We start from the raw sequence: 18,633 nt of genomic DNA, 5'->3' as shown, positions 1-18,633 counted from the left end.
TGTTGATAGTTACTCTATGATAATCAGGCAATGCCTGTTGTACTGGTTAATCGGGCTTTCCCCGATGCGTTTTTGCTGTGACCATCTCCTTTCAAGGTATGAAAAAAAGCACCTTAACCATATGGCTAAAGTGCTAATTTACTCTCAAATTTGCTTTATTCTAAAAGCATTCCATCAATTATTGCAAACTTTGTCTTAAATATAGATCTATTCTGGCAATATCGTAATATGACATCCTGTACATAAGGTCTTGTACAATAACTGTCTACCACAATCTGTTTATCTTCCTCTTTCTCTATCCTCTTAAATATGCCTTTTGCATTCCAATCCGTCTTTACAGCATCTACTAAATCATTACTCATCTCAAGATGTGATAAAATCGTGGAATTCAACTCGGTTTCTTTAATTTCAGATATTTGTCCATAGTCATTAAGTTGCTTTAATTCTCTCTTAATTGCCTCCGTGTAACTTGTCATATTATTATCTCCTATCAATAAGTATTCAGGTGTTACATCTAGTGCCTTTGCTAGTTGTAAAAGATTATACGCACTTGGCTCTTCATTGAGTCTACCTTGTTCATAACGTCGTATACTCTGAACAGATATATTTGTTATCTTACCCAGCTCTTCCTGTGTATAGTTTCGTATATTACGCAACTCTTTTAATCTATCTGCAAAAGTCTTTTCCGTATTCATCCTGTACCTCCAATATAAAATAATTTCTGTCTTTTGTAACTGCTCACATGTTAGTAGTCCAATAAGCTGAAGCATACCATGTGAGCAAATTATATCATATACTCTGTAATATATCTAAAAAAATTACTGCTTCTTTCGATATGAACTCATCTTCTCCACAGTAACCTCCGGATAAAAGTAAGTAAGAATCGTTGCCTTCGGAACTCCTGCCGCAAGTGCCTTCTTCACTTCCTCTTTCTGCTCCGGTGTATATGACCAGTGCAGCATTCGGTTTGTGATTGTATCCTCCCACTTAGGCTTTTCCCTCTCAGGATTCCTTACAGGCTTAGTACCAGCACTTCCATTAGAAGAGTTAGCACATTCTGTAGTATCAGACTTCTGTGACTCATCGACATACTCAAGCTCATTTGCCTGCTCCCTGTCAATCTTTGCTTTCTGCTCTGCCTCATCCTGCATGGAGAATCTTCTGCTTAACTCCGCATCACCAAGCATCATAAACTGCTCATAGGTAAGAGAATCTATATACACATTCTCGCCCTTATCCCTCAGCTTTTCATAATACTTAACTGCCTTGTCTGAAAGAATCTCAAATGGCGGACCGATAAGATTATCTGCTCCTCTTATCTGATGAACATAAGGCTCTCCCTTGCCATCTGCTGTCTGGTTAAACATCGAATGATTGAACGGTATGAACTTATTGTCCATGATAGGATCAAAACCACGGATAAAGATAATACATTTCTTATTATCCAGCTTTCTGACTTCATCGGGTGTAAACAATTCTCTGCCTAATACATCATAGTTTCTTGAAGAGCTTCCCTGTCTGCCCTTTGTTTCTCCACTTGACTTCTTATCAATCGTACCTTTTCCAAGCAGCTCTGACACATACTTATGCGTACTCTGCTCGTTTCCACCGAGATAGATGAACGTATCGCAGTTGCCGGGAATTGTCTCCCAGGTATCTTTAAAAAGTGCTTTTAACTGGGCAAAGTTCTGAATAATGATAATACTTGAAATCTCACGGCTTCGCATTGTCGATAACAGTGAACAGAAGTCATCTGGCAATGCGACATTCGCAAATTCATCTAACATAAATGTCACATGGATTGGCAGCCTTCCACCACAATTAAAGTCTGCCTGATAGTACAATTCCTGAAATATCTGCGTGTATAACATACCGATAATAAAGTTATAGGATTTGTCACTATCCGGGATTACACAAAAGAGTGCTGTCTTTGTCTCCCCATCTCCGTTTACACCAATACCGATATCGGACAGATTAAGCTCATCTTTGGAGAGTAATCGTAAAACCTGCTTATTTTCAAGAAATGCAAGTCTTGAGTTGGCACTGATGATAATGGAACGGACGGTATCTCCTGCACCTCTCATACATTTGTTGTACTGCTTGACTGCCGGATGATTGGCTCCGAGTGGGGAACTTTCCTCTAAAAACTTCATACGCACATCCAGCTTTGATGCCTTCCCCTGCTCTGTAACCTCTGCCTCTCCAAGAAGTTTAAGTACTGTCTCAAAGTTTCTCTTTGCCGGCTGTACCTCCAGCCACACATAATAAAAGATAGCCTGTAAGAACAATCCTTCCGCTTTTTCCCAGAACGGATCACTTGGTGTCGCTCCCTTTGGTGTCGTATTGCTGATAAGGTTTGTAATCAGCTTGACCACATCTGTTTCCTCTCTGATATAGGAAAATGGATTGTAACAGTCTGATTTATCCATCTCTAACAGATTAATGACTTTCAGGTTATATCCGTTATTTTTTAACATCTGCCCGCAGCTTCTAAGGATTTCTCCCTTTGGATCGGTACAGATAAAGGAACAGTTATGCGGCATCTGCATCAGATTCGGCTTTACTTCATAAAATGTTTTTCCTGCTCCGGAACCACCACAGATAAGGATATTTCCATTGAGCTTGAGTCTCCTGAAATCCAGCGACATCTTCACATTCTGGCTGAGTATCCGGTTGAAATTTTCATCCTTATCTGCAAGTATCTTGTTGACCTGCTTCGGATTTTCAAATCTTGCCGTACCAAATTCTTTGCCAGGCATATAGTTTCTCTGACTGGTGTAATACATGACAATAGCCATCGCATAGATACCTAATGCAATGGCTACTGCTTTTACTGTATTGGAATTGTAATAATTGGCAAAAGGAACAGCACATACCTCATTGAATCTGTCCATAAATTCATTAAAGGCAATCCCTTCCGTCCACGCACCATTTATCAGATAACCAAGATACCCTGCTAACACTGCACCCACAAGGATGAATATCAGTGACGGCATTTTCTTTGTTGTCTGCATAGGCTGCTACCTCGCTTTCTTTGTGGTAACAGTTTTCTTCTGTGTGGTCTTTTTCTGCTGCTTCTGCACTTTCTCGTAACGCTCCCTGACAGATGACTCCACCTTGTCGTAGTGAGTATAAAGCTCGGTTCCTTTCTGGGTTGTCACCACACGATTCTGCTCATCGTAGAGCTTATAATCCTTGGTTGAATCAAGGAAGGTAAGCATTGTCTTTCCACCATGAATCTCCATGATGTTTTCCTTACGGAGCCATACATATCTTGCCTCTTCTCCCCATGTGCCGGGAACTCTGGTCTTAACAGCATGGTCATTTTCTTCGATAATCAGCTTCTTGCTGATTGTCACATCTGACAGGTTCGCATTTTTTGATGCTGCAACTGCCCTCATTCTCTCAGCAAGGTCCTGATAGCCTCTGACACGGTTGATAAATGCATCCTTGTCCATCATGACTGTATGGGTGCCATCCTCATTCTTGCTGCCAAGCACACCGATTGTCTCAAGCTGTTTGATAACACTTTCAGCCTGCTCACCATTGATACTGAAATTCTCCTTGACCTGATCCACACTGATAGCTTTCTTTTCCATTGCAAACATTCCGACCTTTTCGATCAGTCCGTCAATAGCGGTATTAACCCTATCCCCTTCTATCGTGTGGCTTTTCTCGTTTCCCTGCTGTTTCTTCAAAAAATCCATCAGCTTGCCAAGGGATTTTTCATCTCCATTCTTCAGATAATCGTCAAATGTGGCAATCTTACCAAACTTGAGCTTCTGTATCATCATATTCACACGGGGAACTGCCTCAGTATGGAAGATAACCTCACTCAGTCCATCTTTCCTGTTACAGTCTGGAAGTACCGAATACAGGATTCCATACTTCTTTGCCATCTTTTCAACCTTTTTCATATCTTCGGTATTAAACTGCAACACCTGTAAATCGCCACCTTTTAAGATCAGCTTTCTCATGGATGTCTTGCCAAGTGACTTTTCATAATCAAGCATCCCTTTTAAGAAATCTATTGCCTTCTGCATGGCAGCAATGCCGCCGCTTCCTACCTTCATGGCAATCTCAATGCCATCATAAGCTACACGGATGATCTGCACCGCTTCCTGAATCTCTTCTGCCATTATCGCACCTCCACTTTCTCTCTGACTGTTGTTTTAAGTGTTTCTGTCTCTGTAGTACGGATTTCCTCGGCTGATACATCAATACCATAAGCAGTCAAAATATCTGCCAGATGATTGATTGCTTTCTCCTCCTCGATACGATACATTTCAAGTGCCACAAGCAGGTTTTCCACCTGTTCCACCCATGCAGGCTTCATATCATATTTAGACCTGTATGTGACCATAATCTCGTCCGACTCAGCCTTATCCGCTGAATGTGCCAAAGCTTCAATAAGAGAAATCGTGTCTTCCTTGCTGCCACTTCTGAATGCGAACTGGACAACAAAGTTTTTCTCTTCCTCTGTAAACTGATGCTCCACACCATTCATTTCTGTTACTGCTTCATTTACTACTGCTAAATTCATAAGTTCCTCCTAATCTGCCATGCTGTTTTCAAGCACAGCAATCTCAATGATCTCCTTCATCTTTTCCGCTGAAATGTTGTTGTTTATAAGCTCTACAAGCTGTGACTCAGTAAGTCCCTTTTCTATTGCACTCTTAATCTGCACAAGCTGCGCCGGAACAAGGTCTCCCGATGCAACCAGCTTTACAATGTCTGCTCTTGACTTTTTCTTAAATGACAGTCTTGCAAAAAGACTTGCCACTCCGCTGTTGCTGCTCTTTCTCACACTTCGCTCAATCGGAAGTCTCTGCACCACATTTCCAGTACCATCAACTACCGGAATCTGATAATAGACCGGAATCCCGTTTGCCACAGCCTGCATATTCTGAGGAACTGCAACTGTATCAACCATCTTTTTATCTGCCTGTGATACGGACTGGCTTTCCTGCGGCTCTGCCTTACTTTCTGCCTCTTTCTTATTCTCTGTGGCAACACTTATGATCTTATCTTCCAATGACTCTATTCTGTCTCCCATACGCTTCATCTCCTTATCCTTTTTCTCAATATCATCCCTGAGTCTTGCAATCGTACTGCTTGCCTTATTCAGTTCATTCTGCTGACTGTTGATAAGAGCGTCCTTATCCTGGTTCTCCTTGACCAGACGCTCCCTGACTTCCTCGTCATCTTTGGAAGTTTCTATTTCAGAAAGCTTCTTATTCAGGGCATCATACCTTTCATTCTGATGATTGATCTTTGCAACCACTTCATCCATCTGAGCTACAAGACTTTTCACATACTCTAAATCCTGTGGCATCTGCTCTTTGGCTTTATTAAGCTTTTCTAATACCACATCAAACATCCTGCGCATGTTTACTGCTGTATCATCTTTTTGGACTACCTCTCTGATTGCATCAATCGGCACACCTTTTTCATAGTAATCCAATACTGTCTGCATCTTAGGTGCTGCCATCCTGCTATCTTTCAGCAGCGTTAACAACTCTTCTGATACACCCTTATGCAGGCATTTTGATAACACCTTCATCTGTTCAATGTCATAACTTTTGTTAAGATACAGACCGATTTCATCATCAGTCAGTCCATATTCATAATCGCTTTTGACAAGAGCAATGACCTCACTGTCCATATGCTTATTACGAAGAATCTGTATCTTTCTCTCAATCGCCATTTCACTTAATGGCGCTCTTTTTTCTTCCATATATGCCTCCTAACCACTAAAAAAACAGCCTAACGTACCGGCTGTTCTTTTCTGTCTCTTATTGTTTCTTTGTCATACTGCTTCTCTTCTGCCGAAGCTGATACAGTAAGTTCCTTCCATATTGATCTTCCAAGGCTAAGTTCCTTTGATACCGCCCGTTCTGCCTTACAGTCCTGTGCATACTTGCTCTCATATTTCTTTCTAAGACTCTCGACCTCTTCCACACTGTATCCCTGTGCTAAAAGTTCAGTGTTAAGCCTTTCCCATGCATTGTGCTCATCTTCAAAGAAGGTATCCCCACTCTGATAACACGATTCCGCATCATCAAGCTCCCGAATCTGTTCAGCCTTGTCAAAAATATCTTTAAATCTTTCCTTTGCCTTATAGGTCTTACTCTTTTCCTTTGATGCTTCTTTTTTCTTATCCGTCAGATTATCAAGTACCGATACAAGTTCTTCCGCACTCTCAATCTTATGCCTTACCAGAAATAGATACTGCTCCTGCAGCTTATGCATCTTTCGGATATCATCCCTATACTTCCATACCTGACTATATGGCTTCTTTTTCAGCTTCCCAATCCGGTAAAGCTTTGCATAATATCTTTTCTGCAAGCCTGACATCTTCGCCCTGCGGTATCTTTTGACATAGCACTTTACTATCGCTGCCTGTTTTTCCTCATTCTGTGACTGGTAAAAAGATAAATCTTCCTTAGCAATACGCTCCACAATAGCTTCCTGTGAATAATTCTCGCCAAGAGTCTTACATCTTCTGAATCTTGTCATCCCCTGTGGTCTGACTGCCAGATACTTTCCCTGCTTGACCTCATATCCTTTTTCCGACAGCAGTTCCAGAAATCCTCTGAAATCATTTGCCTGTAAAATGCAGGCATCCAAATCTCTTTTTATCATATCTGCCCACACAAAGCTGCCTTCACGATATTCGCTCCAATCCTTATAATTCTCGTGCTGTTTCTCTTTGCTGCCATCCTCCACATCTATAATGGAAAGACCATACTCCTGACACAGCTTATTGGTAATCGGCTGGATATACTTTGCCCAGTCACCTTTCTCGTAGCGATACTTTTTCCCATCCACAAAGCTTACACTGTTAAATACAATGTGTGAATGAACATGGTCTGTATTATCATGAACCACAAATACCGCTTCATAGGCATCGCCAAGATATTCTGCTACAAACTTCTGTGTTATCTCAAAAGCCCTGTCCGGTTCCACCTCATCCTCTTTGAAGGAAAGAATGATGTGATACCCCTGTCGCTTGTCTGTTTTTCCAAACTGCTTCTTTGTATCCATCATCTGTTCAAAAGCCATATCTGCCTGACAGTTAACAGCTCCCACAAGTCTTCCTCTCTGCGTTTTCTCAGGATTCATCACATAATCCAGTGCCCGTTTCAAATGCCTTGCATGAAAAGAATTCCCGCTGTCCTTCATGTGAAGTATCTTACTGATTGCCAATCTTTACCACCGCCTCGCTGACAGACTGATTCAGCTTTTTCATATATGCCACAAGCTGTTCCTTATCTTTCTTGGAATACAGCTGTGCATTGCTGTTAAATACAATCTGATTGATGTTAATGCCGATTCGGTTTATCTCATTGATAAGCTCTTTAAAAAGTTTCCTTACTTCCGGATAATCATTTGGTTTCTGACTGATTAGAAGCCTGATATATTCGGCTTCATTCATTCCATTTGCCTTTGCCTTATCAGAAAGTACCTTCGCTTCCTGTGGCATAAGTCTTAGTGTTTTCCTTATACAATGAACTTTATCCGCCATAGAATCACCTTCCTCTCTTACCCGTACTGTATTCTCTTACTCCTTCTGCTACTGTTACAGCAACTTTTTCCAGTTCTTTATTACCCAGCTGGGCAATAACCCTGTCTGCAAGCTCTGTGGCAACTTCTATAAGTTCCTTACCATAACAGGTTTTATCAAACAATCTGTCCAGTCTCTTTTCATCTGCTTTCAGACTTTCATACTTGCTCTGATACTCGTTATAGTCGTTAAAATCCTTTGGATCACTCCTGTGTGCTTCCGCATCAAGTATCAGTTCATAGTTCCATTCACAGACAATATCTATAACATCATCTATCGGGTATGGTTCAATTTCACCATTCTCCTCAGCTACATCCTGCCTGTACATCTTCCCATCTGAATCTATGCCAATGGCATAATCATGTCCTTCCATATAGTTAAGCAGAATTGCAGCATCTTCTATCGAAGGGTTTAGTAAGATATCAAATGTGTCTGCCCAGGCAATAAGTTCCTCTGGTTCTGCGATTATTGTAAGTTCTTTATCCATTGCTTTCCTGCACCTCCCTTATCCGTGTTTTGTATATCTCTTCCACCCACACGCCTGTCTGAATCTCTTAGGTTTACGGCTAGATACGCATTAGAGACATCTCTGTCCTAATGCCATCTAGTTAGGGAGAAAATCTCCCTAAAACCCTCTGTTTATGAAAGTGGGGGCGCTTTTTGCCCCCACTTTGCTACTTTGGGGGCGCTTTCTGCCCCCATTTTGTTATTTTGGGGGCGCTTTCTGCCCCCACTTTTATTTTTACTTCAGTCCGGATTTTGTCGTGTCCAAATTGTGGGGGCACTTTTTGCCCCCACTTTGACATTTTGGGGGCGCTTTCTGCCCCCACTTTGCTGTTTTGGGGGCACTTTCTGCCCCCACACATCAAAATCCGGTTTCTCATGCCCTGACTGGTTCATCTGCTCGCTTATTCATCCTGTTCAGATTAAGCTTTGCCGCTACAAGCCACTCGTTGTAATCCTTATATCCGGCTGGAGGCGGGCAGTCTTCTACCTCATATCCAAGCTCATAATACTTTCTCATAAGTTCAGCTGCCGCCTTCCGTCCCGGCTCATCTCCATCAAGGCAGAACCGGATGGAAGTAATCTGCGGATGTTCCCGAAGAAATGTCTCAAGCGGGGCATCTGCAAGCATTCCAAGTGCCAGCTTATTTGATTCATAATCCGTGAAGATATCAACATAACTCATAAGGTCGATTGCTGCCTCAAATACTACAAGCTCTGTACTGTTAACATTTACTACATTAAATCCATAGTTTTTATCATTGCCTGTGACATCACACTTGAATGGCTTGCCCTGCTTATCAAACACGCCCCTCATACTTGCAAATCTTGTCACTCCATTTTTATCATTTCCCTTGAAAACAACATTGTGGTAATGCCTGCTCTCATAAATCAGTCCGTCTTTTAAAAAAAGATCTATGACTGCTCTGCTGATTCCTCTCTCCTGATTCAGATATGAAATAAGATAGGAATTATCTCCTGCCGGTTCCGGTAGGACAAACGGCTTTCTCTCCTCTGCCTGCTTCTGTGATACCTGATGAACAAGTGGTTGCTTTACAGGATTCTCGATTCTTCTGTATCCTGCAAAGTCCAGAAGCCAGAACACAGCCTCTTTTACACTCATTCCACAAAATACCCGTAAGAAATCTATCTGTGAGCCGCCATTGTTGCCTTTGTCAAACTGCCTTGACCATCTGTACCAATGGCTTCTGTTATAGATACGGATGGAATCCATCTCCTTTAAAGTGTGGTATTTGCCAATCCTCTTTACTGTATACCCAAGGCTTTCTGCAACTGCACACAGGTCAACACTCTTTGCTATGACAAGCTCTTCATCCGTAAATCTTCCATCCATGCTTTCACCTTGCCTTTCCCTGCTCTGCTACAAGCGGTGACTTGATATCAAGTGTCCGGTAATCTGTGCTCAAGGTAATCTTAGGATTATCAATCATGCCTTTTTCCCTGAAACTGAAAAATTCACGATTGTCTCCACCGACTATGATATGATCAATGAGCGGTATTCCCATCAGTTCACACAGCTTGTTCATGCGGTCTGTCATCATCGTGTCTGCCTTGCTTGGGAATACATTTCCGGATGGATGACAATGGATTAACATCATGCTTGCAGCATTGCTTAAGATACTTGATTTAAACAGCTCTCTCGGATGTGCCATTGCCTCATTTAAAGAACCAACACTTGCAAAATGCACATTGATAGGTTTTAAATCTGACCTTAGATTGACCACACACACTACTTCCCTGTCAAACTGGCACATACAGTCTCCCATGACAGCAGCTATATCCGCCGGATTATTAAAGGTGTGCTCCGAATAAATCGGAGCATCCTTTACAAGTCTTACCGAAACCACATCAAGCTTGAAGTCATTCTTCTTTGGCATCAGACACCGCCTCCTCTCCAAACTCGACACGGATAACAAAGTCACCTTTCTGGCTGTTTATGAGAGCAATGAGTTCTTCCATTGTAAGTTCCTGCTCCATAACTGCCTCCTATCTGGACTTTTCCTTCGCATCATATACAAGGGGAGGTTCTGCAACGATACCATCAAGTCTCTTGTTAGGTGTATCAGTTGCAAGTGTGAGTTTTCTTAAATCCTTATCATAGTGATATACCTGATTGGAAAGTCTCTCGTCCAAAGACACCTCCTGCATATTTACCTCGACTACCATCTGTGCAAGCATCTCAGGGCTTCCCATATCTGAAGATACTGCAATAACCTCATGCACGCTCGAAGGGAGAATATAAAGGTCACTCTCTAAACTCTCTGCCAGCTCATGAAGCTCATTCTCATAAAGCATGGATGCTGCGCCATTGATACCCTTTTCATTGGAAATCACCCACATTGTCTGTTCCGGTGGAATCTCGGCTATCATCATATCTGCAATCTCCTGTGGCATCCCATCCCTTGCGAACATTTCTTTCATAATGTCATTCATGCTTCGTACTACAGGTGGAAAGAGCCTTCTTGTGTTTTCAGCAGCACACTTAAAGAGCTGTTCCTCGCTCATCCCAAGTCTTTTTGCAAATTCATTTGTAATTTTTGAACTCTGCACCGCATCCTTATCGGCACTGATAATTACCTTGTACACAATAGAAAGATCCTGGAACTCCCTGTGAGGTACCTGTTCCAAAAAGGTCTTATTCTGCTCTGTATTGATGAGCTGGAATACAATCTTCTCGTTAGCATCTCTCATAATGCTGTCCACATCAACAACCGGAGCCTGCTCATATGCCCTTTCCATAAAGTCACATGCAGCCATAAGTGTTTCCTCAAGATCACCACAGTCCTGATACTTCTTATACATGTCATTGATATAAATCGTAGGCGAAATGTTCCTGCCTTCTTCTCTTAAGATGATGCCATCAAGAGTCACATTCACCTTTTCCACTGGCTCTGCCACAAGCTCCATTCCTTTGAACTTCTCAGGCATATAATCCATAAACTTTTCTTTTACTACTTCCTTAAAAATCTCATAATTCATCATATTACGGTTCCTCCTTAATCTAAATTGTCATACAAAATCCCTTCATCCTCGGGATTTTTGTGTTCTCTGTAACTGTTGTCTTCTTCGATTCCCATATCAAAAGTGGTATGAGATTTTCTTTTCTTTCTGTAATAATTCTTGAGAAACATGCACTTTCTACAGTCCTCACAGAATAATTCTTCCGGCGGAATGCCAAGTGCCTTTGCAATCCTGTTCAACGTTCCCGTCCTTGGAACTCTTGAACCATTTTCGTATTGGGCAATTCTTACATCACCTCTATTTTCAAAACCACTTTTCTCGCCCAGTTCCCTGAGTGTCATTTTTTGTCGTTTTCTGTAATATCTGATTCTTTCTCCTACCACTGTTTGTCCTCCAAATCAAAAAAGCGGAGAACATAAGTCACTGGCTTACATTCCCCGCAAGGTTAATTGTTACTGTTTATTCTTTTTCTTTCTTCCACGAAGTCCGACTCCAACACCTGTAATAAGTGCAAGTGCACCAATTCCAAGATAAAGAAGCGGATTTGCATTGTCGCCTGTCTGTGGAAGCTTAGGCTCTGTCGGTACATTGACAAGCTTAAGAGTTGTTACAACAACATCCGGTGCATTGTCATCATATCGAAGAGTTACATCATGAGCTGTTTCATCAAGGATATATCCGTCAGCTGCTTTAGTCTCAACAACTGTATAATGGATATCTTCTTTGAATGATCCATCCTCGTTGTAAGTACAGATAGGAAGCTCCTTGCTCTCTGCATGACCATTCTTGTCAGTAGTGAGTGTATCAAGCACCTTTCCGTCCTTATCCCTTACTTCAAATACAACACCCTCAATCGGCTTTCCGGTTACTTTGTCAGTTTTCTCAATGACAATCTTACCTACTGCCTGCTCATCCTTCATGGATACCTTCTGAATCTCGGCAGTCTCCTTTACCTCAAAGGTCACATCCTTCGCCACCTTGTATCCATAAGGAGCTGATTCTTCACGAAGTGTGTACTTTCCAACAGGAAGTCTTTCGATCATATAAGTCTTTCCAGCCTCAGATGTCCAGCTTTCTACAAGCTTTCCATCAGCATCAATTACTGAAAGCTTTGCTCCAGGCAACTCTTTCTCTCCTGTGATATCAGTCTTTGAAATTTCTACCTTAATAGGTGCATTTTCAAATGCTGCCTCAAACTCGATAACCTTTACCTTATCTCCCTGATATGAAGCATCCACATCAAAAATCTTATCAGACTTCACATAGCCCTTTGGGGCCTCAATCTCTTTGACATAATACTGTCCAAGCGGAAGGTCAGAGGTAAATGCAGCCTTTCCATCCTTGCCTGTTACTGTTCTCTCAATCTGTGTATCAGCTTTTACGATTACCTTGCCATCTTTGTTCACGATATCTTCTTTCGCAAATAAACCGAATACTGCTCCTTCAAGTGCTTCCTTAGTCTCTAAATCCGTCTTGGTTACAGTAATCTGCACTTTCTGACGCTCATTTGTCACATCCATTCCTGCAAATACAACCTTTGTATTCTGGTCGATATAGGAAAGGTCTGCCTCAATCGGTGTATCATCTAATACAAATCCATCAATGGTTTTTGTCTCAACAAGATAATACTTGCCAAGTGGAAGGTCATCAATTCTTGCGATACCCTTATCATTTGTCACGATGGTTGCCACCTTGTCTCCTGCCCTGTGATATACAGTGTCAAGTCCGTCAGCACTTACGATATCCTCTTTTGCATATACATCAAAAGTTACTCCTGCAAGGCTGTCCTTGAAGAAATTGAAGATAAAGTCATACCAGTAACCCTTCATAAGAGTAGTGTCTGTTACAAATTCGCCGTCCTTATTGATAACGATGGAACCTGTAGGAACTTCATCCTTCATCTCTACATGCTGCACTTTGCCAGTGTCCTCTACTGTAAACTTAATATCTGTTGCTTTAAGATATCCGTAAGGAGCAAATTCCTCACGAAGTGTATAAGTCTCGCCTACGACAAGTCTCTTGATCACATGTGCTTCCTTAGCATCAGATGTCCATGTGTCTACCACATTTCCATCCTTATCAAGTACAGTAAGTGTTGCACCTGTAAGCTCTGCACCGCTTGTGATATCTGTCTTTGTAAACTCAAAGGTTGTAGGTGTGTTTTTATACTCGCTGTTATATACAGCAGTCTTAACATCCTGTCCCTGATATTTTGTATCAAAGTTTACTGCTTCCTCATTTGTCACATATCCGGCAGGCTTTACAAGCTCTCTTGCAACATATTTTGCAAATGGATAATCCTTAACAAAAGCAATCTTTCCATTCTCATCAGATGTTGTCTTCTCAAGAAGTGTGCCTTTCTCGATAATTACCTTGCCATCTACATTCTTGATATCCTCGTCTGCATAAAGACCAAATACTGCACCTACAATCGGTGTATTATCTTCTGAATCAAGCTTAGTCACTGACATATCAAGCTTCTGTCTGTCATCTGAGAAAGTAAGGCTTTCCTTGATAACAGGTGTCTTATCATCCACATATGTGAATGTCACTTTCTGCTCATTCGGATTTAATACATATCCGTATGGAGCTTCCACTTCCACAACCCTGTACTGTCCAAGAGGAAGATTCTTAGCTGTTGCCTTTCCATCCTTGCCAGTTGTAAGAGTTGTCACAAGGTCTCCCTTGCTGTAATACTTAATGCGGTTTCCGTCTGCATCCTTCTGGTTGTCTGCTGTGTAAATATCCTCGGCAGCATAAACTTTGAATTTTGCTCCGGCAAGTGAGCCTTCCTTATAAACAAACTCTTTCTCATATGAGCTTGCCAGGAGTCCACCCTTAAATCCGTCAAGTACCTCTCCCTTCTTTTCTACAGTCAGCTCTCCGACTGCAGGGGCATCGGAATATTCCACAGTAATGATTGCATCATTTGTATCACCATCTGTCTCAAATGCTGTGTCAGTATCAACAGAGATGTTGACATACTTATCATTTACAACATATCCAAATGGTGCAGACACTTCCTCAATGCGGTAGTTACCGATTTTCAGTGCCTCCGGTAAGATTAAATCTCCGTCCTCATCAGTAAAGAATGAAGTATGCTCTACCTTTGACGGATAAGTTGTGTACTGCTTTACATATTCGTTCTTATCAAGGTTGAAAATCTTAAACTCTGCATTTGGTACAAGTACTGTCTGCTTTGTATCAGAATCCTTCTTGATTACACGAAGCTTTGCTGTAAACTCTCTGTCCAAGAAAACTCTCCATGTCTGAGGCTCTGTTGGATGATTCTCCTTTATCTTTACCTCAAATGGCTTGATTGTTTTCATATTATGCGGAGTCTTTGACTCAACTACCACATAGGTTCCATAAGGAATTGCAATAGAAACTGCATGTCCCTTGTCATCGGATGTGATTGTTGTTGCTCCGTTTTCCCCGATTACTACCGGAGCTGCCTTGTCAAAGTCATAACTTCCATCTGCCTTTACAGGTAAAGATGATTTCAAATAAGCTGTGAACTCTGCACCTGCCAATAAGCCTGCTTCAGTATCATCGCCATTGTCAGATACCTTGATAAGCTGGAATGGCTGCTTGATGACCTGCTCTGCTGAGGTTGTGCTTCTTGATACCTCTGCTACAAGGTCTCCCTCATAGTCGCATACTACATCGTGCTCCTCTTCGTCTAAGAGATACCCCTCTGATGGAGTGATTTCTTTCACATAATAGTTGCCAAGATAAAAGTTATTGACCTCTGCTTCGCCATTCTTATCTGTTGTAAGTGTTGCTACAAGGTCTCCTGCTTTGAATACGACTCCTGTTGCTCCGTCCGGATGCACGATATCGTTTCTCGCATAAAGACCATAAACTGCACCTTCAAGGCTTGCATCTCCCTGGGCTGCTGCCTTGCCTGATTCCTTGTCTACCTTGTAGATATGAATCTTTGCTGTGGTTCTGTCATTTACAAATGTGTGACTGAATGATGCCTTTGCCTGTGTTTCAGGTAATACATTGAAATTGAAGCTGTAAACATCTTTACTGTTTCTGATATACGCATATGGTGCCTGTGTCTCTGAGACATAATATCCGTTAGAGATTGGCAGATCCACGCTATAGCTTGCCTTTCCGTCCTCACCTGTAGATACTGTCTCAAGAGCTGTACCCTTTGTCACAATAACCTGTCCGGCATAGTTTTTGATGTCATTTCCGGCATAAAGTGTGTACTTGCCACCATCAAGAGGATTCTCTGTGTCAGAGTCCTTCTTTACGACAGATACATCCGCTTTCTGTCTTGTATTCTCAATCGTAGTTGATTCATACTGTACTGTCACAGTCTGATCCTTATACTCAACTGCTACTGTCTGAGGTGTGGTATTGATTGTATACCCGTCAATGCTCTTAATCTCAGTTACCACATAAGTTCCAAGATGAAGGTCAGATAATACCACCTGTCCGTCAGTTCCTGTTGTAAGGCTTTCTGCCACAACATCGCCAGCACTATACACCTTTGTACCATCTGCCTTATAGATATCTGCTCCAGCAGTTACCTTAAAAGTTGCTCCAGAAAGCTTCTTTTTCTCATAAGTGAAATTGCTTCCATTCCATGAGCTAAGCACCTCACCCTCTTTATAGATTGTGATTGCTCCAAGCTGCTCTTTATCTGTTGCAGAGATTCCCGTTGTCTGTCCTGCTTTTACAGTAAGTGTATGAACTTTACCGGAAAGGACATATCCCTTTGGTGCGGTAATCTCTTTTACATAATAAGTGCCTGCAACAAGTGCAGCTGACTTTGCATATCCGTTTCCATCTGTTGTCATGGTCTGTACTCTGTTTGTGCATCCGCTGTCAGAATAGATTCCATAGACTGCACCGGAAAGCTTCACTCCGCTTGACTCGTCTGTCTTTGTAAGCTCACCATATCCGATGTTCTCTGTCTTGACCTTGATATAGGCTTTGATAGGATCTGCTGTCGGTCTTTCAGAAATAAACTCCTGATATCCGCTCTTTCCTGTAAGCCAGAATACACAGCTTGATGTTGTCTCAACCTTGCCAGCATTGGATGTGAATGTTCCTGTTGTAGCTGTAGTATTCACGCTCGTTGAAGAGATTGTAATACTGTTGCCATTCTTATCAACAGAATATCCGCTGATGCCAAAATCAAAATCCGATAAAACACCATTGCTGTCAGATAGTGTTGTTTCAAATCTCTGACTTCCCTCATTCCACTTTAATTCATAAGTTGGTGCCTCACTAATTCTGCGTGATGCAAAACTTGGAAGTGTTGCATTGTAGGAGCTGCTGATATTGTCCCTGAGTCTCTCATAATAGCTGTATGAAGAATCAGGACTTGGTGCTGTGTTACAGAGCTTTCTTGCTGCCGAATCACCACTTCCGGTTCCAAAGATATCTGCTACAATAACCCATACCATTGCCTGAGTTGCGATATACTCATCGCACTGACTGTTGCTTGGTGCCGCCTTTTGTGTACTGTTAAACCCATAATAAAGGCAGTAACTTAAAAGTTTTCTCTGCTGTGCTGACATTGATGTGCTCGCATCATCGTAGCTGTTCATAAGCTGACCGCCATCTGCTCTTAATCCGAAATTCATACAATATGCAGAATTTCCGTCAAGAATTGAATACAGAATCTTGCCATGATTATATCCGGGCTTCAGCTCACTTACTTCTCCGGAATTTTTGACTGACGCATTCCAGAACGCAATATTTGCCTGCGGACTGGCTGCAAATGCTGTTGTTCCATTCGTAAAGAGTGTTCCAACCAGTGTGAGCATAGCCATAAATCCTGCCATAAAACGCTTTAGTTTCTGTTTCATATGCTCTTTCCTCCTTAATTTACGCATAAAAAAAGAAAGACATAAGTTTATGGCTTACATCTTTCTTCCTTCTGCTTCTATTCGTTTTTATTTATCTGTGACATCGAAACTCGTAATAGTCTGTGCCGCCTGTCGTGTAAACTCCATCATAACTGATGTAGAATACCGGATCTGTTTCCAAAAGTAACATACTTGCAATATATTCTGCAATTGCATCCTCAGATGATAACCGCTGTCCATCAATGGTACTTGCTTTGTTGAGGTCTGTCTCTACAAACACACTATAATAAGAGCCTTCCATACCATCGTAAGGATAATACTCATTGTACTCTTCCTGCGTGATACTACCGTCATTCAAATGATTCTGTAAATTCTGCTGTGTGGTAATCATCCCTCCTGCCTGACACTTTGCTGTTGCAAGTGACACAACATTCTGTGGACTGTATGCCACGGATGCAGGCTGTGGATTGCTCACATTGTCTTTCGGTCTGTCTGTAGTCTGACCACCATTACCTGCATTACTCTGATTTCCTCCAGCTTCCTTATTACCACTTGCAGGAGCTTTCTGTTCCGGCTCGTCATTCTGCTCCGGCTTTTCTTCCTGCTTTGAAGCAGTTTCATTATCAGCTGACCGGTTATCTTCCTTATCAGTCTTCTCTTCTGAATCTTTAGCCTCGGCAATATCTTTCTCTGTCTCTTCAATTTCAACTTCGGTTGCGACCTCTGTGACAGCTTCCGTTGCCATTTCTGCTTCTTCAGTTGGCTTTACACTTTCCGTCTGTTTCTCTGTCTTATTATCAGCCTTTTCCTTACTACCATTACAGGCAGCCATTGAAAAGACCAGTACTGCGGATAATAAGATAATCCTTATCTTCTTCATAGTAATCACCCATCCCTTCTCCGCAAGAGGGACGGGCTTTGTGTTCCGTGCCATCCACCCTTGCGGTGAACTATTTATCTGTAATGCACGGGACACATAGGACTGTCCCGTATTCTGTGCATCTTAAACTCCTTTCATTATACCAGCTCTCTTATTTTAAAGAAATACTGCATAAGTCTTCTGTTTTTCTTATAATTTAAGAATAAACCCTTTACCTGCATACGCTCACCTCCTCTCAGAATGTGCCCATTCTTACGAATGAAAGAAATATCCTTGCCACCATAGCGAATAGAAGAAGAATTATTCTGGCAAGTCCTAAGACCAGCTTCAACGCTCCAAGAATTATCCTTAATATCCACTTGAGTATCTCTAAAATTACTGTTCCTACGGCTCCCATAACTCTTCTCATAATAATCAGTCTCCTTTCGACATCCATCCCATTGCAAGTCCTGCAACATCTGCATCGTCCATAACATCTTCTGTAGGTTCTTGTGCTTCACTATTGGCTACCTGCATTATTACCGGCTGACCAACATTCATTCCGGATATCACTCCGCCTAACAGCCTTATGACCTCTTTCCTAGCCTCATTGGTTGCTGCTTCAATGACTTCTTCCTTAATGTCATCAATATCTTCTGACCGGATATATTCAGCCCTCTCTTTTTCCTTCTTCTTGATAACAAAAGTTTCTTTTCCATAATTATCAATGTAGAACTGAATCGCATCTATAATGAACTGGTTCTTAGATTTGAAAATCTTCGGATCAAGGTTCTGAATCACATCATTGATTTTCACATGCTGAGGATTGCTCATGTTGAGGCGGACAGAAGTTTTTACTTCATATTCAAGTCTTCTTCCCATCATCTGCC

At 41.8% G+C, this 18,633-nt stretch carries 16 protein-coding genes; all 16 read right to left on the bottom strand.

What is annotated here, in order from left to right:
- Nucleotides 1–155 precede the first annotated feature (155 nt).
- The 16 genes from H9Q77_RS02545 to H9Q77_RS02470 all read right to left on the bottom strand — a co-directional run bounded on the left by H9Q77_RS02545 (nt 156) and on the right by H9Q77_RS02470 (nt 18,625).
- Nucleotides 156–695 carry a helix-turn-helix domain-containing protein gene (locus tag H9Q77_RS02545; RefSeq protein WP_227701393.1) on the bottom strand — a complete coding sequence of 180 codons (540 nt, stop codon included), beginning with the start codon at nt 693–695 and terminating at the stop codon, nt 156–158.
- 123 nt (nt 696–818) lie between these two features.
- Nucleotides 819–3,014, bottom strand: coding sequence for a VirD4-like conjugal transfer protein, CD1115 family (locus tag H9Q77_RS02540; RefSeq protein WP_117606309.1), 2,196 nt, complete (start codon nt 3,012–3,014; stop codon nt 819–821).
- Between the two features lie 6 nt (nt 3,015–3,020).
- On the bottom strand, nt 3,021–4,139 hold the full coding sequence (locus tag H9Q77_RS02535; RefSeq protein ID WP_117606308.1) for a PcfB family protein: 1,119 nt from the start codon (nt 4,137–4,139) through the stop codon (nt 3,021–3,023).
- Nucleotides 4,139–4,543: a hypothetical protein gene (locus tag H9Q77_RS02530; RefSeq protein WP_006858865.1), complete on the bottom strand. Its 405-nt coding sequence runs from the start codon at nt 4,541–4,543 to the stop codon at nt 4,139–4,141. Before H9Q77_RS02530 ends, H9Q77_RS02535 begins: the two co-directional genes overlap by 1 nt.
- A 9-nt stretch (nt 4,544–4,552) precedes the next feature.
- Complete coding sequence (locus H9Q77_RS02525; RefSeq protein WP_117613572.1) at nt 4,553–5,737, bottom strand: hypothetical protein; 1,185 nt, start codon at nt 5,735–5,737, stop codon at nt 4,553–4,555.
- A gap of 29 nt (nt 5,738–5,766) precedes the next feature.
- Entirely contained in the window at nt 5,767–7,209 is a 1,443-nt protein-coding gene (locus tag H9Q77_RS02520) for a relaxase/mobilization nuclease domain-containing protein (RefSeq protein ID WP_270779775.1), read from the bottom strand.
- The gene (locus H9Q77_RS02515) at nt 7,196–7,528 is read right to left on the bottom strand and encodes a plasmid mobilization protein (protein WP_117606306.1); all 333 of its coding nucleotides are present in this window, start codon (nt 7,526–7,528) and stop codon (nt 7,196–7,198) included. Before H9Q77_RS02515 ends, H9Q77_RS02520 begins: the two co-directional genes overlap by 14 nt.
- 4 nt (nt 7,529–7,532) lie before the next feature.
- On the bottom strand, nt 7,533–8,054 hold the full coding sequence (locus H9Q77_RS02510) for a multidrug transporter (RefSeq protein ID WP_117477939.1): 522 nt from the start codon (nt 8,052–8,054) through the stop codon (nt 7,533–7,535).
- Between the two features lie 393 nt (nt 8,055–8,447).
- Entirely contained in the window at nt 8,448–9,425 is a 978-nt protein-coding gene (locus H9Q77_RS02505; RefSeq protein WP_117606304.1) for a DUF3991 and TOPRIM domain-containing protein, read from the bottom strand.
- Between the two features lie 4 nt (nt 9,426–9,429).
- Entirely contained in the window at nt 9,430–9,969 is a 540-nt protein-coding gene (locus H9Q77_RS02500; RefSeq protein WP_004611525.1) for a JAB domain-containing protein, read from the bottom strand.
- A gap of 109 nt (nt 9,970–10,078) precedes the next feature.
- Complete coding sequence (locus H9Q77_RS02495) at nt 10,079–11,074, bottom strand: DUF5688 family protein (RefSeq protein WP_117813362.1); 996 nt, start codon at nt 11,072–11,074, stop codon at nt 10,079–10,081.
- A 14-nt stretch (nt 11,075–11,088) separates the two neighbouring features.
- The gene (locus H9Q77_RS02490) at nt 11,089–11,436 is read right to left on the bottom strand and encodes a helix-turn-helix domain-containing protein (RefSeq protein WP_055306798.1); all 348 of its coding nucleotides are present in this window, start codon (nt 11,434–11,436) and stop codon (nt 11,089–11,091) included.
- Nucleotides 11,437–11,505: 69 nt separating this feature from the next.
- Nucleotides 11,506–16,884: a SpaA isopeptide-forming pilin-related protein gene (locus H9Q77_RS02485; RefSeq protein ID WP_249326479.1), complete on the bottom strand. Its 5,379-nt coding sequence runs from the start codon at nt 16,882–16,884 to the stop codon at nt 11,506–11,508.
- A gap of 91 nt (nt 16,885–16,975) precedes the next feature.
- The gene (locus H9Q77_RS02480; protein WP_334298671.1) at nt 16,976–17,818 is read right to left on the bottom strand and encodes an ICP22 family protein; all 843 of its coding nucleotides are present in this window, start codon (nt 17,816–17,818) and stop codon (nt 16,976–16,978) included.
- A 181-nt stretch (nt 17,819–17,999) separates the two neighbouring features.
- Entirely contained in the window at nt 18,000–18,173 is a 174-nt protein-coding gene (locus H9Q77_RS02475) for a hypothetical protein (protein WP_015516967.1), read from the bottom strand.
- A 5-nt stretch (nt 18,174–18,178) separates the two neighbouring features.
- Nucleotides 18,179–18,625, bottom strand: a complete 447-nt coding sequence (locus H9Q77_RS02470; RefSeq protein WP_199412716.1) for a hypothetical protein — start codon at nt 18,623–18,625, stop codon at nt 18,179–18,181.
- Between the last annotated feature and the right edge of the window lie 8 nt (nt 18,626–18,633).

The organism is Simiaoa sunii, assembly GCF_014337175.1.
Lineage (GTDB): Bacteria > Bacillota > Clostridia > Lachnospirales > Lachnospiraceae > Acetatifactor > Acetatifactor intestinalis.
This window is presented reverse-complemented; position numbering and strand designations above follow the sequence as displayed.